Genomic DNA, 15,883 nt, shown 5'->3' with positions numbered 1-15,883 from the left:
TTGGAGGCCTTAATCATTTAAAAGAACAAGAACTTTAAATTTTCTTAAATATCTCGTTTGTATCCAGGTTTATCCATCATTTTATCTAATGACATAGGACCTGAGCCTACAATTACAAAATAACAAAGTAATAGCAACACGATTAGTGATAACCAGAACTCTGAATTTAAGAAGCTAAAACCTTGGGTAATGTTGACAAAAAATACCGCTCCGATCAGTATTGGAATCTGGATTAATGAAGCAAATCTAGTCACAAAGCCTAGTGCGATAAATATCCCACCAACCAAATGAGCAAATACAACATAGTGTACTGCACCCCAAATGGAAAGTTGGAAATGCGTTCGCTCAATTAATGTTGCTACGGAATCCCTATCCATAATGAAACTGACCCCCTTGGCAAATATTAATATACCAAGTGCGATTCTAACAAAATCAATCCAACGTGGATGATGATGATCTCCCCAATGTTCAATGCGTTGAATTAGGTTCATAATGACCTCCTTTTTAAATTGGTTATATAAACTCAACGCATTACAACATCCTCATATTGTGTTAATTAAAGATTTTTTTTTCAAGAATTGAAAATATTAATCATTCAATATCAATTCAATAACTGGAATCTGAACATCCGGTTTTACTACTGGAAGATCAACAATAAGGTCATTTTCACCAGCTGTAATAGTCATGTGTTCTCCATCTTTAGCCGAACTGCGCGAGCTATATTTTATCTCCGAATTATCGTGTAAGAATTGGGCATATTTAACTTTTCCTTTGAATCCTGGCAGATAGAGTGTCTTAAATGGATATTGCAATAAATGTACATAGAGACGATTTGTTTTCGGATTATAGGTTAACATACTATTATCAGGTTTATTAAATCCTGCAGGCGCTTCTGTACAACCATAGATGGCTTTACTATTTAAGCGCATCCATTTTCCCATCTCTTGAAGACGTTCCATGGCACGGTCATCAAAATTCCCTCTTGCTGTTGGACCAACATTTAACAGTAAATTACCTCCTTTACTGACAACCTCAATCAACATGGCAATCAATTGATTACTGGATTTCCAGGTATTCTCATCGCGATGGTAACCCCAAGAACCCGAAAAAGTCTGACAGGTTTCCCAAGGTACTTTTACCCCATTTACTGTTGGCGATGTTTGAGGCATAAATTGCTCTGGTGTTTTATAATCCCATCCCCATGCATCTGATCCTAAGTCCAGACGATCATTCATGATAATATTGGGCTGTAAGGTTCTAGCCATTTTGACCAAGCCCTCACTATCCCAATCTTGATGACCTTTGCCATCCTCACCTGGATAAGAAAAATCCCAAAATAACAAATCGATCTTTCCATAATTGCTCAATAATTCTCGAAGTTGATCCTTTAAGTACTTACGAAAGACATCCATATTTTTGTCCTTGTTTTTTGACCTCGCATCTTTACTATTACGTAAGGGGTGTGTATTATCAATCAAGAAATCTGGATGATACCAGTCAATCACTGAAAAATAAAAACCAATCTTCAGATCATTTTTACGACAGGCTTCTACAAATGGCTTAATTAAATCCTTGCCGTAGGGTGTTTTAGCAGCATTAAAATCGGAAGTCTTGGTATCCCATAAACAGAAACCTTCATGATGTTTTGCCGTTAGTACCACGTATTTCATTCCAGCCTCTTTAGCTGCCGCAGCCCATTCCTCTGGATGATATAAATCCGGATTGAATAAATCGAAATACTTCTTTTTATAAGTATCATGGTCTATTTGCTCACGCTGTTGCACCCATTCATGTCGAGCAGGAAGTGCATACAATCCCCAATGAATAAACATGCCAAAACGGTCATTTTTCCACCATTGCATACGCTCTTCTTTGTTCTCAATAGATTTCTCTTTCCAATCTTTTGATTGAGCGAATACATTTCCAGTAAATAAAATACAGATTAATAGGGCAAAGCCTACTTTTCTAAAATTAGGGTTTAGGGAATTAAGGTTCATTAGGTTAAATTTTAATATTCTCGGAAATTAAGAAAAATAAACCGATTAGGAGAGCTTTAATCCTTAAATCATTAAATATTTACCATCCATTTCAGGGTTAAAAACGACCTGCAATTATAAATTATCGACCACGGCAGCATAAGATTCAAACCAAACTTTTTGATCAATTTATTGTTAGTTAATAAGATAATACAAAAAATAAAAGCAATGCCATTACTTAGTAAATATACCATGAAGTTGGCAGACAGTCCGTTCTGGACATTTGCCATTCATGACGGACAACATATCGATCCTCGGGTTCTCCCCTATCAACTTTTGAAGGAGGAAGATCGCATGCGCGAGGAAGATCCTTTTACAGCACTGATTGCTGAACTTCCTTGCAATCGTTTCATTATGGAAACCTCCAGGTTTCAACTGGATATTAATAGGGGAATTGAAGATGCCATTTATCTTCGACCTGATCAAGCATGGGGTTTGGACGTATGGCGCAAGGATGTACCAGAAGAGTTAGTAAATCAATTACGATTGGATCACGAAGCTATCTACGCAATAATTGAATCTAATATCCAACAAACCATATCCAAATATGGATACTTTGTCATTTTAGATATCCACAGTTACAATGCGCGCCGTGAAGGTCCCGAGCAGGAAATCAATACAGAAACCGATCCGCAAATTAATATTGGAACCTTGCATTTAAATGCCAAATGGCATCCCTTATTGGAGCGACTGATGTATGAATTAGGGAAGGAAAAAGTAAATGGAGAACCTTTGGACATTCGTGAGAATATCAAATTCAAAGGAGGATATTTATCCAAGGTGATTAATCAATTGTTTGGAGAGTATGGTGCTGTATTTGCCATAGAATTCCGAAAGGATTTTATGGATGAGTGGACAGGAATTCCTGTGCCGCATCATGTAGAAGCTTACAAGCAATTAATGATGAAGGCCTTAACAATATTAAATCAATATTTCTATTATGACGGAAAAGAATAAACCCCTTTTACGTATTTTAAATGCAATCAATAAACGAAACCCAATACATTATCAGATTCCAAATGTTGGGAAGTTTATCTTTAATAAAATAGTACCCTATATTTTCATTTACCGAATTCCCGCTTCTGGAAAAAAGGATAAAATGATTGCAGACTTGGCAAAAACAGAGAATGCAAGCATTGTTTGTAAAGCCGACTCTTTTCCACTTGAGGAATGGATTATGCCAATTGCCGAAAATTTGGCTCAAGAATTTGGGGCTTGCTTATTAATTGAGGTATGGGTTGCTGAAAAACCACAAAAACACGACGTTATGCTCCATATTGGGCAAAAGGATATTTTACCTTTGGCGCAATACCTTGAACGTAACATCCGAATGGAGGCACTAGAGCTATCTGTAACTATAGAAAAGGATATGAATATTCCTAAACCTGATCAGATGCCTGCGCTTTTTGGAAAAAAGTACCTGCAGAATAAGCAAATCTTATTAATGGGTATCTCTATTAATGATCGCTATCATGACCATGAAGAGAATATCTTGCCCTTGCTAATGCGTACCTTCCGAGAAACATTAGCAAAGTCATTGTCTCGTCTGTTCTTTGAATTTCTACGTGTCTATACCCACTTAAATGCAACTGCACAGAAAATTAATTTTCAGCAAGAGCTAACTCCCTTAATGAATGAAATTGATCAAGCCTTAGCTCAAGAAAGTAAGAAATTTGATTTCCTATTGATGGTAACCCCACTGAATGCTCATGAAGCTTGGTTGCAATTCAAAAAGGACAAATATTGGAAAGTACCGAAATTCCTATACAGACCCATGCATGTGGATCCGGATTTAGTGAAAAGGCGTTTATACAACCTTCGGATAGAAGATATATATGATCCAACCATGGCTTATATCTTCCGTGATAAACGATCTGAATTAGACTCTATGATTACGATGTTAGCAGATCGAGGAAAGGAAGATTTCCTTCATGGAAGTTTACAAGTATTTGGAAACGTGTCAGAGAAGCTATATAATTCTGCCTTGGCCATTTTGATGATGACTGAGCCGGAAAATATGTCCAATAAATCAGAAGAATGGATAGGCCCTGCCGAATTTGCTAAAATGGCAAGAGAGGAGGTTCGATTCTTACAACAGCAAAATGCTGAATTTAACTGTCCAATTCGTATTCGTGAGGACATCTCTGGGGTCATGGTTAACCGTGGCGCTTTAAATATCAGTAAAGAATATAAATTGACGTTAAATCGCGCTAAGGCATTGATACAACATGAGGTTGGAACCCATGTCGTCACCTATTTTAATGGCCGTATGCAACCTTTAAACTTATTCAGTCTTGGAGTACCAGGTTATGAGGAGCTACAAGAAGGTTTGGCTGTATTATCGGAATATATTGTTGGTGGCTTAAATAATAATCGTCTTCGCATTATTGCTGCACGAGTTATTGCAGTTCAACATATGTTATTAGGGAATTCCTTCACCGAATGCTTTACCTTATTGGTCGATCAATTTGGTTTTAGACCTGAATCAGCTTTTCAAATTGTAATGCGTGTTTATCGAGGAGGTGGATTAACAAAAGATGCCCTTTATTTAAAAGGGATAATGGAATTAATTCAATATTTACACGAAGGCCATAATGTTCATTTATTGATGATGGGTAAGATACGTAAGGATTATTTACCGATTATTAAAGACCTGTTACAAAGGGAGATCCTCATCCCTCCCGCTATTACCCCACGCTATCTATTTCCAGAATACTTAGAGAAATGGAAAGAAGTAAAAACGAAAGCATCTATTTTTAAATTGACACATTAGAACACATTCTTTAAAGCAAAAGCAACATATGAAAATTGCATTTTTAATTAATCAGACACACAAAGAAGAAGATAAATTCACGACGACCCTACTTGCTTTAAAAGCTTTAGAACGTGGGCATACTGTTCTCTATATCGGTCTTGCCGACTTTGTATATCAAGATGAACTGACGGTCTTAGCACATTGTCGAGTGTATGAACCAGGGGAAAAACTTCCTACAGCTGCTAGGTTTTTAAAACAACTAAGAGAAAGCTCGAAAGTTCTAACAGACATGGCAGATATTGACGTTTTATGGTTGCGATTTGACCCAACGCTTGATATGATTAGTAGACCTTGGGCAGCAGCATCTGGTATTCAATTTGCCCAATTGGTAAAACGTAATGGGGGATTTGTTATTAATGACCCAGACAATCTTATCCAAGCAAATAACAAACTGTATTTAGAGAATTTCCCTAAAGCGGTCAGACCAAAAACCCTAGTAACAAGAAATCATGAGGATGTTTTAAAATTCTTGAAGAAGCAAGGAGATAAAATAATCTTAAAACCATTAAAAGGATCTGGAGGAAAAAATGTGTTTCTTATAAAATCCAACGAAACACGAAACTTAAAACAAACGGTAGAAGCTATTGCTCGTGATGGTTATGTTATTGCTCAGGAATACCTACCTGAAGCTGTTAAAGGAGATATTCGCTTTTTCCTAATCAATGGTAATCCATTGGAGAAAGACGGCAAATACGCAGCCTTAAGACGCGTACAATCAGCTGATGAAATACGAAGCAATATACATCAGGGTGCAACTGCTGAACCTGCAGAAATTACCGCAGACATTCTTAAACTGGTTAAAAAAGTCTCTAAGAAATTAAGAGATGATAACATGTACCTGGTAGGATTGGATATCGTAGGCGATAAAATCATGGAGATCAATGTCTTTAGCCCTGGTGCTTTGAGACATATTAGCCATATTACCGAAGTTGACTTCTCTGATCTAGTGATCGAAGATTTAGAAAAAAGAGTACGGTCGTTTCAACGAGTAAAAAAATCAACCCAAAAGAAGTAAATACAAATCGTATATCTTAAAAAAGCCTTCACTTAATAATCTGATAAGTGAAGGCTTTTTTATACTATATTAATTTTCTATTTCTCGATGACCGTGTCATCGCTGTTTAAGGGAGCTGGGGGGATCTCCTTTACATTTCTTTCAATTTCTTTAAGTTCAACATGAACAGCATAAGTTGAGGGCTCTATTGGGTAACCCTTATAAGTCGCATATTCCCGGGTAAATATGGCGCCAAAATAAAGTATAGCAGCCGTATAATAGACCCAGAGCAATATCAATATTATCGATCCTGCAGCACCGTATGTAGTAGCTGTATCCGATTTTGACAAGTAAAACCCTATTCCCAAGCGTCCAAATACAAATAATATAGCTGTAAACAAGGCTCCAGCACGAACTGGTTTCCATTGTATTTCCACATCGGGTAAAACCTTAAATATTACCGAGAATAAAATAAAGGTAATTCCGAAGGTCAGAAGAAAGTTAACAATATCGACGGAATGAACTGCTACATCAGGAAAATATCGCATTAGACGGTCTGTAAATGCTAAAATCAACCCATTCACAACCAAGGTAACAACCAACAGGAAGCCTAGTCCAATTATCAATGAAGAAGAAAGCAACCTATCCATGATCAACTTTAACCAACCTTTCTTAGGTTTTGCCCGAACATGCCAAATCTTATTAATGGAATTTTGAATATCACCAAATACAGTCGTAGCACCAATAACAAGAGTTACCAAACTGATGATCAGAGCCATTGAGGATTTACCCGACAATTCTAAGTTTTTGATAATCTCTTGAACTTGCCTTGCTGCACTTCGACCAATTAATCCATTTAATTCCACAAATACTTTTCCCTTTATAGCTTCCTCTCCATAAAAAATCCCAGCAAGGGAAATCATTAAAACCAAAATTGGTCCTAGGGAAAAGATGGTATAATAGGCCAAGGAAGCACTATATTTCATGCTATCCTCATTCATAAAACCTAATACTGAGTTTTTTAAAATTGCAAATGTGTCCTTAAAGAAATTCCCTTTCTTCTTTTCTTCCATACTGTTTTAATCAATTATGTTAATCCAATATTTTAAACAGAAAAGGATAGAAATGGTTTGAAAATAGATATTACTCTCCTACTTCCTCAAATTTTCCTTGTTCATTAATACTGTATCGGGTGACAGTTTTAGTTGGCTCTTCTGACATGTAATTCCAATCGGTCAAGATAACTTCATTCTTTTTCAACAAACTCTCTTTTCGGAAGGCTGACTCTGCTATTTCATCATAAGCAATATCCAAGAAGTCAAGGATTTTACCTCTTTTATTGATGGTAAACAAGGTTGTGATCAATTCATGTTCTCCTAATGGATAAGTTAGAACTACACTATAATAGTTTGGCGAATAGTTTAATTTATAACGGAGACGTACTTGCTTTAAATTAACGTCTTCTACATCAAAGTTAATTCGCTTTAATAGGTCAGCATCTTTCAATCCTTTATTATCGTCATTATCGAAATTAGTGGAATCTACAAAGGGGAATTCTTTCAAGGATAGCTCCTCGAGTTCAGGAATTGTTGTTTTCGTGTTTTTTACTACTTCTTGCTTTTCAGCTACCACTTCTTCCTGCTCTGGCTTATGGGTATTGGTCTTTTCATTTTGCTGTTTACAACTCACAAGCAAGAGTAAACAAACAATAGTTAGTAAGGGTTTCATTTGCCTTTGTAAATATGAGCGAAAGATAAGATTTTTTTTCTAGATGTAATAATCCCAATCGTAAGCCTATTGCCATAAAAAAAGGCTGATCATGAATCATGATCAGCCCTAAAATTATATTAAAATATGGCCCCAATTTATGGAATCATAGGTAAAATGTTAATTATGTTTTACTTCCATTTCGTCTACATAATGTTCGTTAGGAACATAATCTGCATCGATTAAAGTTGCATAATCGGTCTTTTGTTTTTTACCAAAACGACGACCAATACTATCGAAGATGGAATATACTACCGGTACTACAACCAAGGTTAATAATAAAGAGGATAATAAACCCCCGATAATTACGATTGCAAGACCACGGTTCATATCTGCACCATCACCAGTTGCCATGGCAATAGGAATCATACCAAATACCATCGCGATTGTAGTCATTAAGATTGGACGTAGACGAGCGTGGTTGGCAGCTACCAAGGCATCATGTGTATTATCACCATGTTCCTTACGGTGGTTAGCAAAGTCAACCAATAAAATCGCATTCTTAGCAACCAAACCAATCAACATGATGATACCTAAGATTGTAAAGATGTTCAAGGATTGTCCTGTCAATGCTAATAATAATAAAGCACCGATAAAGGATAATGGAATAGAGAACATCACGACAAATGGTGTTGAGAAACTATCGTATAAGGAAACCATTACCAAGTAAACTAACAAGATCGAAGCTAATAAAGCCACTCCTAAAGTACCGAAACCTTCTTGTTGGTTCTCCATATTACCACCCCAGATATAAGCTACCCCAGGTTTTACTTCTAATTTCTCAAATTCTGCTTGCCATTCATTAGCTACATCCCCCAAAGAACGACCTACTATGGAAGCTTGAACAGATACTGCCGGTGATTTATCACGACGCTCTAACAATGAAGGTCCAGAACTATATCCAATTTCTGCAAACTGTTCCAATGAAATAGGTGTTCCTTGATTGTTAATGAATTTCAAGCCTCTAACATCAGAAATATTGGAACGGCTCTTCTCATCAAAACGGATATTGATATCATACTCATTATCACCAGCACGGAATTTATTATCATTGTTACCAGAGAATGCAGTTTGCATGGTCATCCCCACTGTTGCTACATTCAAGCCTAAAGAGGTCATTTTCTCACGGTCTACTTTCACATTGATCTCTGGATTACCACCTTCAGAAGATAACTTCACGTTGGTAGCTCCAGGAACTTTACGTAATAAATCTGCCGCTTGTCCAGCAAATTCGGCAGCATCATTAAGATCAGAACCTATTACGGTTAATTTTAATGGTGCTTGCTCAGCCCCCATCAGACCCATACTAACGAATTTCACTTTTGCTCCGATTAACTCTTTCTCCAACTCACGTTGTAAAATCGCAGCATAAACTTTAGAGTTTCCTTTGTACTCATCTTTCATGATAACGTGGATCTCCGATTTATAACGAGAACCTCCAACAGACATAACCCCATCAGATGATTGTCCTACAGTCGTAATAACACGCTCTACATCAGGCTTGCCTTTGATGATGGCCTCTGCTTTTTGCGTTAAAAAGTTTGTTTTCTCTAAAGAAGCATCCTTTTCTAATTCCAACTGCATTAGATATTCGCCTTTATCCGAGGATGGGAAGAAGTCAGAACCGATATATCCTAAAGGTAATAAGCTACATGAACCTACAAACAAGAATAAGGCAATACCTAATGTTCCCAATTTGGTCCATCTGCTTTTTAATGACCACTCTAAGATACCAGTAATCCAATGAGTAAATTTGGTTAATCCAGCTTCAAAACCAAGGATAATCTTTCCAAAGAATGAATTAGGATTAATATGCTCTAATCTTCCGAATCTGGAGTATAACCAAGGCACTACCGTAAAGGATACTAATAAGGAAAGTAAAGTCGAGATAATTACAGTCACACAGAATTGTGCTAAGATATTAGCAACAAGTCCTGAAGACATCGCAATAGGCAAGAATACCACCACAATTACCAAAGTAATAGCGGATACAGTAAACCCAATCTCTTTTGCTCCGTCATAAGCTGCACGAACCTTATTTTTACCCATTTCCATGTGACGGTGAATATTCTCGATTACAACGATTGCATCATCGACCAAGATACCTACCACTAGGGAAAGACCTAATAAGGACATTAAGTTTAAGGTGTAACCCATCAATAATAGTCCGATAAATGTAGCAATCAAGGAAAGTGGAATAGCCACCATCGTAATTGCAGCATTACGCAAACTATGTAAGAAGAACAACATAATGAAACCTACCAAAGCAACCGCAATCATCAAATCGTGCATTACATTATTCGCTGCGTTCAAGGTATAATCAGTCGAGTCATTCGCCAATAATACTTTTACATTATCTTTGGTATAATCCTTTTCTACTGTTGTAATGGTTTCTTTAACCAATTTGGAAACCTCTACCGCATTTGCATCTGATTGTTTGAATACCTGTAACATGATGGTATTCTTTTGATCTAAACGTGCGATTTTCTCAATTTCCTTGATACCATCCTGAACGTCAGCAATATCACGTAGGAAAATCGTTGTTCCTGTCGGAGTTGTAATTGGTAGATTTCTTAATTCATCTACTGTCGTTACTTTACCGGCAAGACGAATTGTCGTCCTGTTTTCACGAGTACTAACATTACCTGTAGGGAAATCTAAGTTCGATTGACCAATTACTTGTTGCACTTGACCAATAGAAAGACCATAACCTTCTAATTTCTCGGCATCAACACTTACTTGGATCTCACGTTCTTCACCCCCGATCAGGTCAACTTTCGCTACACCATTGATACGAGCAAAGATCGGTTGGATCTTATTGTCCAATAGGTCATAAAGTTGCTTCTCAGATAGGTTTGATGTTACAGCCAAACTCATGATGGCCACATCATCTAAGGAGAATTTATTCAAAGATGGTGCATCTACATCATCTGGAAGGTCGTTTAAGATGGCATTGATCTTACGTTGGGCATCTGTCAACAGGAAGTTGACATCTGCTCCATCATTTAAGGTGATCATGACCACAGAAACGTTTTCCATGGAAGTAGATTCCAATTTTTTAATACTCTCCAACGAGGAAACCGCATCTTCAATTTTCTTGGTTACGGTATTTTCAACCTCTGTTGGTGATGCCCCTGGATATACAGTTTGAATGGTAATTACATTTACCTCAAACTTAGGCACCAACTCATATCCCAATTGGGAATATGAGAATATCCCACCCAATGTCAGTATTATAAATAATACGATGATCAGACTGGGACGTTTTATCGATATTTCAGTAATCTTCATAATAGAATTGTCGTACTTAGCACAAATTATTTAATAACTTCAACTGGAGTCTGATCCATTAAGTTGATTTGTCCGGAAATGATTACCTGATCACCAGCTTGTAAACCGCTGATTACTTCAATCAAGTCACCAAAACTTCTACCTGACTGTACTTTTGTTTCAATTGCCTTTCCATTCTTAAGAATGAAAACTTTGTTATCAGAAATTGATCCTACAAAAGCTGTACGAGGAACAACTAAAGCATTGGCTGTTCCTGAACCACCGAATACAGCAGTTCCATACATACCAGCTCGTAGGTCGTTATTTGGGTTATTAGCAATTTCAATTTCCACTGGGAAGTTCAAGCTACCATCTGATTTAGGAGCAATGAAAGTAATTCTACCAGAGAATTTCTTATCGCTATAAACACTCGCCAAAACTTCTACATTCTGTCCAACACGTAAAGTAGCGACATTCTTCTCATCTACATTTACACGTAATTTTAACGTGCTTACATTCACGATATCAAATGCTGGTGTACCTGGGCTTACATAAGCTCCAGGCTCAATCTTACGCGCATTTACAATACCAGCAACAGATGTTTTGATGGTTACATCTCCAGCTGTTAGCTTAGCGCTTTTTAGATTGTTCTTTGCATTTTCAAATTGAAGACGCATTTGATCTACTTGTGCTTGGGTAACCCCGCCAGTAGCTAAAGCACTTTCATAGCGTTGTAAGTTTGTGCGGGCATTATCGTATGCAGCTTGTGCATTGGATACATTTACATTTAATTTATCGCCTTCAACGATAGCTAATGTTTGACCAACACCAACTCTTGAACCCTCATCTACTAATACACGAACAACTCGTCCACCAGTTTCAGCAGCTACAGTTACTTCTTGTTTAGGCATGAACGTACCATTTGCTTGATATGCTAAATTCATAGATTGTGTTCTAGCAGTATCGATACGAACAGTTACAGCTGCATTCTTCTCTGCTACTATAGCAGTCTCTTGAGCGACTTCTGCCTTGTTCTTATTTAATTTATAGACTATACCAGCTAATGCTAGGCCTATAACGAGGATAATAATTATTGCGCGTTTCATTTTGGTGTGTTAATTATTCGTTTACTAAAGATTTTAAATTACCGTTTGCTTTGATCAATTGAATTTCTGCTACTTTATAGTTCAATAATGATGTGTTTAAGTTGTTCTGAGCATCTGCATATGCATTCTCAGAATCCAACAATTCTGTTAAAGTAGCTAGTCCATTTCTATAGTTGTTCTGGGTGTTGTCCATCACTTCTTTTGCCAATTGAACGTTACGACGGTTGTTGTCTACCGTTAGCAAACTGTTTTTGATTTGTGATTTCGCATTTTCAGAGGCTAAGTTTAATCCTAATTTGGAATCCTCTAAGTCTACACGAGCTTTGGAAATGGCAACATTTGCTTGATTTACCTTAGCTTTTGTCGATCCGCCGTTGAAAATCGGAATAGACAGGTTAAGACCAATTGCCGAATATGGTGCAAAATTTGCATCATTATTAAAGATTGGGAACTTCTGACCAAAACCCATATAACCTAAATTTCCAGTCATAGACAAACTTGGATAATAAGCAGAGATCATAGCTTTCTTATTGAACTCTAATAATTCAATTTGCTTTTCTTGTAGCTTAACCTCCGTGCGGTTCTCCACATTGAATTCCTCAGCTATCATTCTCGCATTCACATCGAATGTTTCCTTAGGCAACACGATATCCTCTTGAATTGGCATTCCAATCGCAAATTTCAAGGCATTCTCACGAAGCTCTTGCGCATTTACTATTTGTTGTTTTTGTGCCAATAGATTGTTGATCGCTACTTCTGTACGGTCAAGGTCAATCTTTTTCATTAACCCTGCCTCAACCAAACCTTTTAATACATCTCTTGTCTTGGTTGTATTTTGTAAGTTATTATCAATGGTTTGCAATTGCATATCCGATTGATAAACTTCGTAATAAGCATTCGCCACTTTCTCGATCAATTGCTCATCGGTCAATTGATTGTTTATTTGGTAAAATTCACGAGTTGACTTAGCTGCTTTTAATCCAGTAAACAATGACTGATTGAAAAGTTGTTGACTTACCTGAACCACAGCATTTGCTTGCCAAGGTTGACCAAAGGCTACCATAATGGTTTCACCTGGTTTACCCATCAAAGCTCCATCCAAGGCACTCTTCTGAATCAAGGGATTATATGTCAATGATCCCGAGCCATTGATCTGCGGTAAAGCGCCTGCTCGTACTTCGTCAATCTTGTACTGGGAATTCTCCACATCCAATTTTGCCTTCTTAGCCTCCGCTTTGTTTTCTAGCGCATACTTGACCGCCTCCTGCAAAGTCAAGGTTTCCTGCGCATGTAATAAGGAACCGGTAAAGATACCGGATACCATTAGTGCGATTACTTTTATGTTTCTCATTGTGTTAAATGCGATTTAATTTACCTTCAAATATTAACTTTGTCACGCGTTTTTGGCTCGCAACAATCTTATCAACATTACTGTCGTTAGGGATGCCTGTGATCACATCCGATACCGTGTGTAGTAAGCTCAGGCCTTTTTGGATTTCCGCCAAGGATATAGCCGCTTCATCAATATTTGAAATTGTTAACTCTCCAGAAGTGACTGCCTTATTTAAAAGAGCTTTGATCACTTCTACATCTCGTTTATAAAATTGTTCTACGGTTTCTGCTAAATCAATGCCCTTTATCCAATCTAAATTCTCATTGATGTGGAAGACATAATATTTACGCATAAACTTAGATCGTAGATCGATAATCTCATTGATCGTCTTTAATAAATCATCCTTATACTTATTTACAATCTTTACCTCTCCACCATTTAGATCAGCTGCAATCTTGCACAAAACATCCAAAATCAAAGAAGGTTTGTCCGGATAATAATAATAAAGATTCGCCTTGGTGATCCGTAGATCATCAGCAATCTCATTCATTGTGGTCTTATGAAAACCAAAATGAGCAAAACGCTTTAAGGCAACCTCTATGATTTGATCCTTACGATTTTCCATTTTTTACTTTTATTATTTCTGACTTTTTCTAAAAATTGTTCAAAAGTAAAGAATTGATAGCAAATAATATCACAGCCATGTCAAAAAAGTGATAATTAACACTTTCTTAACATAGCTAAATGGTTTTATGAGATCTTTTACAGGATCATTAGTCTTGACTAAATTGTTTTTGGAATTTTTTCTTATCGAAAGAGTACAGCTTAGCTGCTCGGTAGGAAACTCCTTTTTGAACTTCATTAAGTTCCTTCAAGTAACCTAGGTTATTTATTTTTTTACGGAAATTTCGCTTATCCAGTTTCTTATTCAGAAGTGCTTCAAAAACTTGTTGCAATTGGGTAAGTGTAAATTTGTTTGGCAATAGTTCGTAAGGTGTGGTAGAAAATGAAATCGTTTTTTTCAATCGGTCTAGGGATAGATCGATAATTTCACGGTGGTCAAAAGCTAATTCTGGAAGCTCATCTACGGAAAACCATTTCAATTGACGCATATAGCTGGTAAGTGATGCAATCTTATTCTTTACCTCTTCCATTTGCACCAATGCCATATAGGCGACGGTAAGAATACGGCCCTCGGGGTGTCTTTTTACCCCTGCAAAAGCCGCTAATTGGTCCATATAGATGTCTTTTAGACCAGTCATCTCAAAAAGAATACGCGCAACAGCATCTTCCATCTCCTCATATTTGTTCACAAAATATCCTGGGAGTGCCCACCAATCTTTATATGGATATTCATTCCTCTCCGCTAATAGAACCTTTAACTTCCCTTCATCAAAGGTTAGAATAACGCAATCAATCGTAAAATGAGTCTGCAAAGCTTTTCTTTAATTTAACTGATTAATATAGTAATATGAATTTATCAACAATATTACTAATTAAACAAATAATTTACCAAAAAAATTTAATAGTGTAAGAAATACACATTATATTCGTATTTCAAAAACGAAAGAACCTAATGAAGCAAATACAACGGATTGGTGTATATACATCTGGAGGAGATGCTCCAGGAATGAACGCTGCCATTCGAGCCGTGGTAAGAACTGCACTCTATAATAACATTAAAGTAACTGGTATTTATCGCGGTTACGAAGGAATGATCGAAGGTGACTTTAAAGAAATGGTTAGCCGTTCGGTAAGCTCCATTCTGCAGAAAGGAGGAACCATTCTAAAATCTGCACGTTGCCCTGAATTCCGCACACCGGAAGGACGTAAGAAAGCCTACGACAATGTGAAAGAAGCGGGTATAGATGCCTTAGTAGCTATTGGTGGAGATGGTACCTTTACAGGTGCTGATATATTCTCGAAAGAATACGATATCCCAGTGATGTGTATCCCGGGCACCATAGACAATGATCTTTATGGATCAGACTATACCTTGGGCTTTGACACAGCAAACAATACGGTCATTGATGCGATCGATAAGATAAAAGATACTGCTGCTTCGCATAATAGACTATTCTTTGTTGAAGTAATGGGTAGAGACTCAGGCTGTATTGCATTAAATGCCGGTGTAGCTGGTGGAGCTGAAGCAATACTACTTCCTGAAAAAGATACTGCAATCGATGAATTAATCGACATGTTGGAGACTGCAAAAGATCAAAATAAAACCTCCATGATCGTGATTGTTGCAGAAGGCGATAAGAATGGTGGAGCCTACCATGTAGCACAGCGTGTCAACGAAAAATTTGATTATTTTGACACAAAAGTTAGTATATTAGGACATTTACAACGCGGAGGTTCCCCAAGCAGTTTTGATAGAGTGCTTGCCACCCGAATGGGATATTTCGCTGTTAATGAACTATTAAAAGGTAACAGAAGTGCAACAGTAGGCATCCGAGGAAGTAAGATCATTTCTACAACGCTAGAAGAGGCGCTCCGTGGAAAAGAATTCAAATTGGATGAGGAACTCGTGACCATTTCCCAAGTAATGAACATATAAGT

13 protein-coding genes are annotated in these 15,883 nt (G+C 37.2%); 4 read left to right on the top strand and 9 right to left on the bottom strand.

Annotated elements, in window-relative coordinates:
- Positions 1-44: 44 nt before the first annotated feature.
- Both ABD676_RS06335 and ABD676_RS06330 read right to left on the bottom strand, forming a co-directional pair.
- Positions 45-491, bottom strand: coding sequence for a DoxX family protein (locus tag ABD676_RS06335; protein WP_344673752.1), 447 nt, complete (start codon positions 489-491; stop codon positions 45-47).
- A gap of 96 nt (positions 492-587) precedes the next feature.
- Positions 588-1,997: an alpha-L-fucosidase gene (locus ABD676_RS06330; RefSeq protein ID WP_344673751.1), complete on the bottom strand. Its 1,410-nt coding sequence runs from the start codon at positions 1,995-1,997 to the stop codon at positions 588-590.
- 207 nt (positions 1,998-2,204) lie between these two features.
- Here ABD676_RS06330 and ABD676_RS06325 point away from each other — a divergent pair, with 207 nt between their 5' ends.
- From ABD676_RS06325 to ABD676_RS06315, 3 genes are read left to right on the top strand one after another with little or no spacing between them, the layout of a single operon-like run.
- Entirely contained in the window at positions 2,205-2,993 is a 789-nt protein-coding gene (locus ABD676_RS06325; RefSeq protein WP_344673750.1) for an N-formylglutamate amidohydrolase, read from the top strand.
- Positions 2,977-4,809, top strand: coding sequence for a peptidase MATCAP family protein (locus ABD676_RS06320; RefSeq protein WP_344673749.1), 1,833 nt, complete (start codon positions 2,977-2,979; stop codon positions 4,807-4,809). The genes ABD676_RS06325 and ABD676_RS06320 overlap by 17 nt, the downstream gene beginning before the upstream one ends.
- A 28-nt stretch (positions 4,810-4,837) precedes the next feature.
- A complete protein-coding gene (locus ABD676_RS06315) occupies positions 4,838-5,866 on the top strand; it encodes an ATP-grasp domain-containing protein (protein WP_344673748.1) in 1,029 nt (342 codons plus the stop codon).
- Between the two features lie 77 nt (positions 5,867-5,943).
- On the opposite strand, the gene ABD676_RS06310 is transcribed toward ABD676_RS06315, so the two are convergent.
- The 7 genes from ABD676_RS06310 to ABD676_RS06280 all read right to left on the bottom strand — a co-directional run bounded on the left by ABD676_RS06310 (position 5,944) and on the right by ABD676_RS06280 (position 14,757).
- Positions 5,944-6,918: a YihY/virulence factor BrkB family protein gene (locus ABD676_RS06310; protein WP_344673747.1), complete on the bottom strand. Its 975-nt coding sequence runs from the start codon at positions 6,916-6,918 to the stop codon at positions 5,944-5,946.
- Between the two features lie 70 nt (positions 6,919-6,988).
- Positions 6,989-7,573: a hypothetical protein gene (locus ABD676_RS06305; RefSeq protein WP_344673746.1), complete on the bottom strand. Its 585-nt coding sequence runs from the start codon at positions 7,571-7,573 to the stop codon at positions 6,989-6,991.
- Between the two features lie 159 nt (positions 7,574-7,732).
- Positions 7,733-10,903, bottom strand: a complete 3,171-nt coding sequence (locus ABD676_RS06300; RefSeq protein WP_344673745.1) for an efflux RND transporter permease subunit — start codon at positions 10,901-10,903, stop codon at positions 7,733-7,735.
- Between the two features lie 26 nt (positions 10,904-10,929).
- Positions 10,930-11,988 carry an efflux RND transporter periplasmic adaptor subunit gene (locus ABD676_RS06295; RefSeq protein ID WP_344673744.1) on the bottom strand — a complete coding sequence of 353 codons (1,059 nt, stop codon included), beginning with the start codon at positions 11,986-11,988 and terminating at the stop codon, positions 10,930-10,932.
- Between the two features lie 13 nt (positions 11,989-12,001).
- Positions 12,002-13,339, bottom strand: coding sequence for a TolC family protein (locus ABD676_RS06290; RefSeq protein ID WP_344673743.1), 1,338 nt, complete (start codon positions 13,337-13,339; stop codon positions 12,002-12,004).
- 4 nt (positions 13,340-13,343) lie between these two features.
- Positions 13,344-13,946 carry a TetR/AcrR family transcriptional regulator gene (locus ABD676_RS06285; protein ID WP_344673742.1) on the bottom strand — a complete coding sequence of 201 codons (603 nt, stop codon included), beginning with the start codon at positions 13,944-13,946 and terminating at the stop codon, positions 13,344-13,346.
- 148 nt (positions 13,947-14,094) lie between these two features.
- Positions 14,095-14,757 (bottom strand): NUDIX hydrolase, encoded by a 663-nt coding sequence (locus ABD676_RS06280; RefSeq protein ID WP_344673741.1) that lies wholly within the window; start codon positions 14,755-14,757, stop codon positions 14,095-14,097.
- A gap of 140 nt (positions 14,758-14,897) precedes the next feature.
- On the opposite strand from ABD676_RS06280, the gene pfkA reads away from it, so the two are divergent.
- Complete coding sequence (gene pfkA / locus ABD676_RS06275; RefSeq protein WP_344673740.1) at positions 14,898-15,881, top strand: 6-phosphofructokinase; 984 nt, start codon at positions 14,898-14,900, stop codon at positions 15,879-15,881.
- Positions 15,882-15,883 lie beyond the last annotated feature (2 nt).

This window comes from Sphingobacterium kyonggiense, from assembly GCF_039536825.1.
In the GTDB taxonomy this organism is placed as follows: domain Bacteria; phylum Bacteroidota; class Bacteroidia; order Sphingobacteriales; family Sphingobacteriaceae; genus Sphingobacterium; species Sphingobacterium kyonggiense.
The sequence above is the reverse complement of the archived record's forward strand: the minus strand, read 5'-3'. Positions and strand labels throughout refer to the sequence as shown.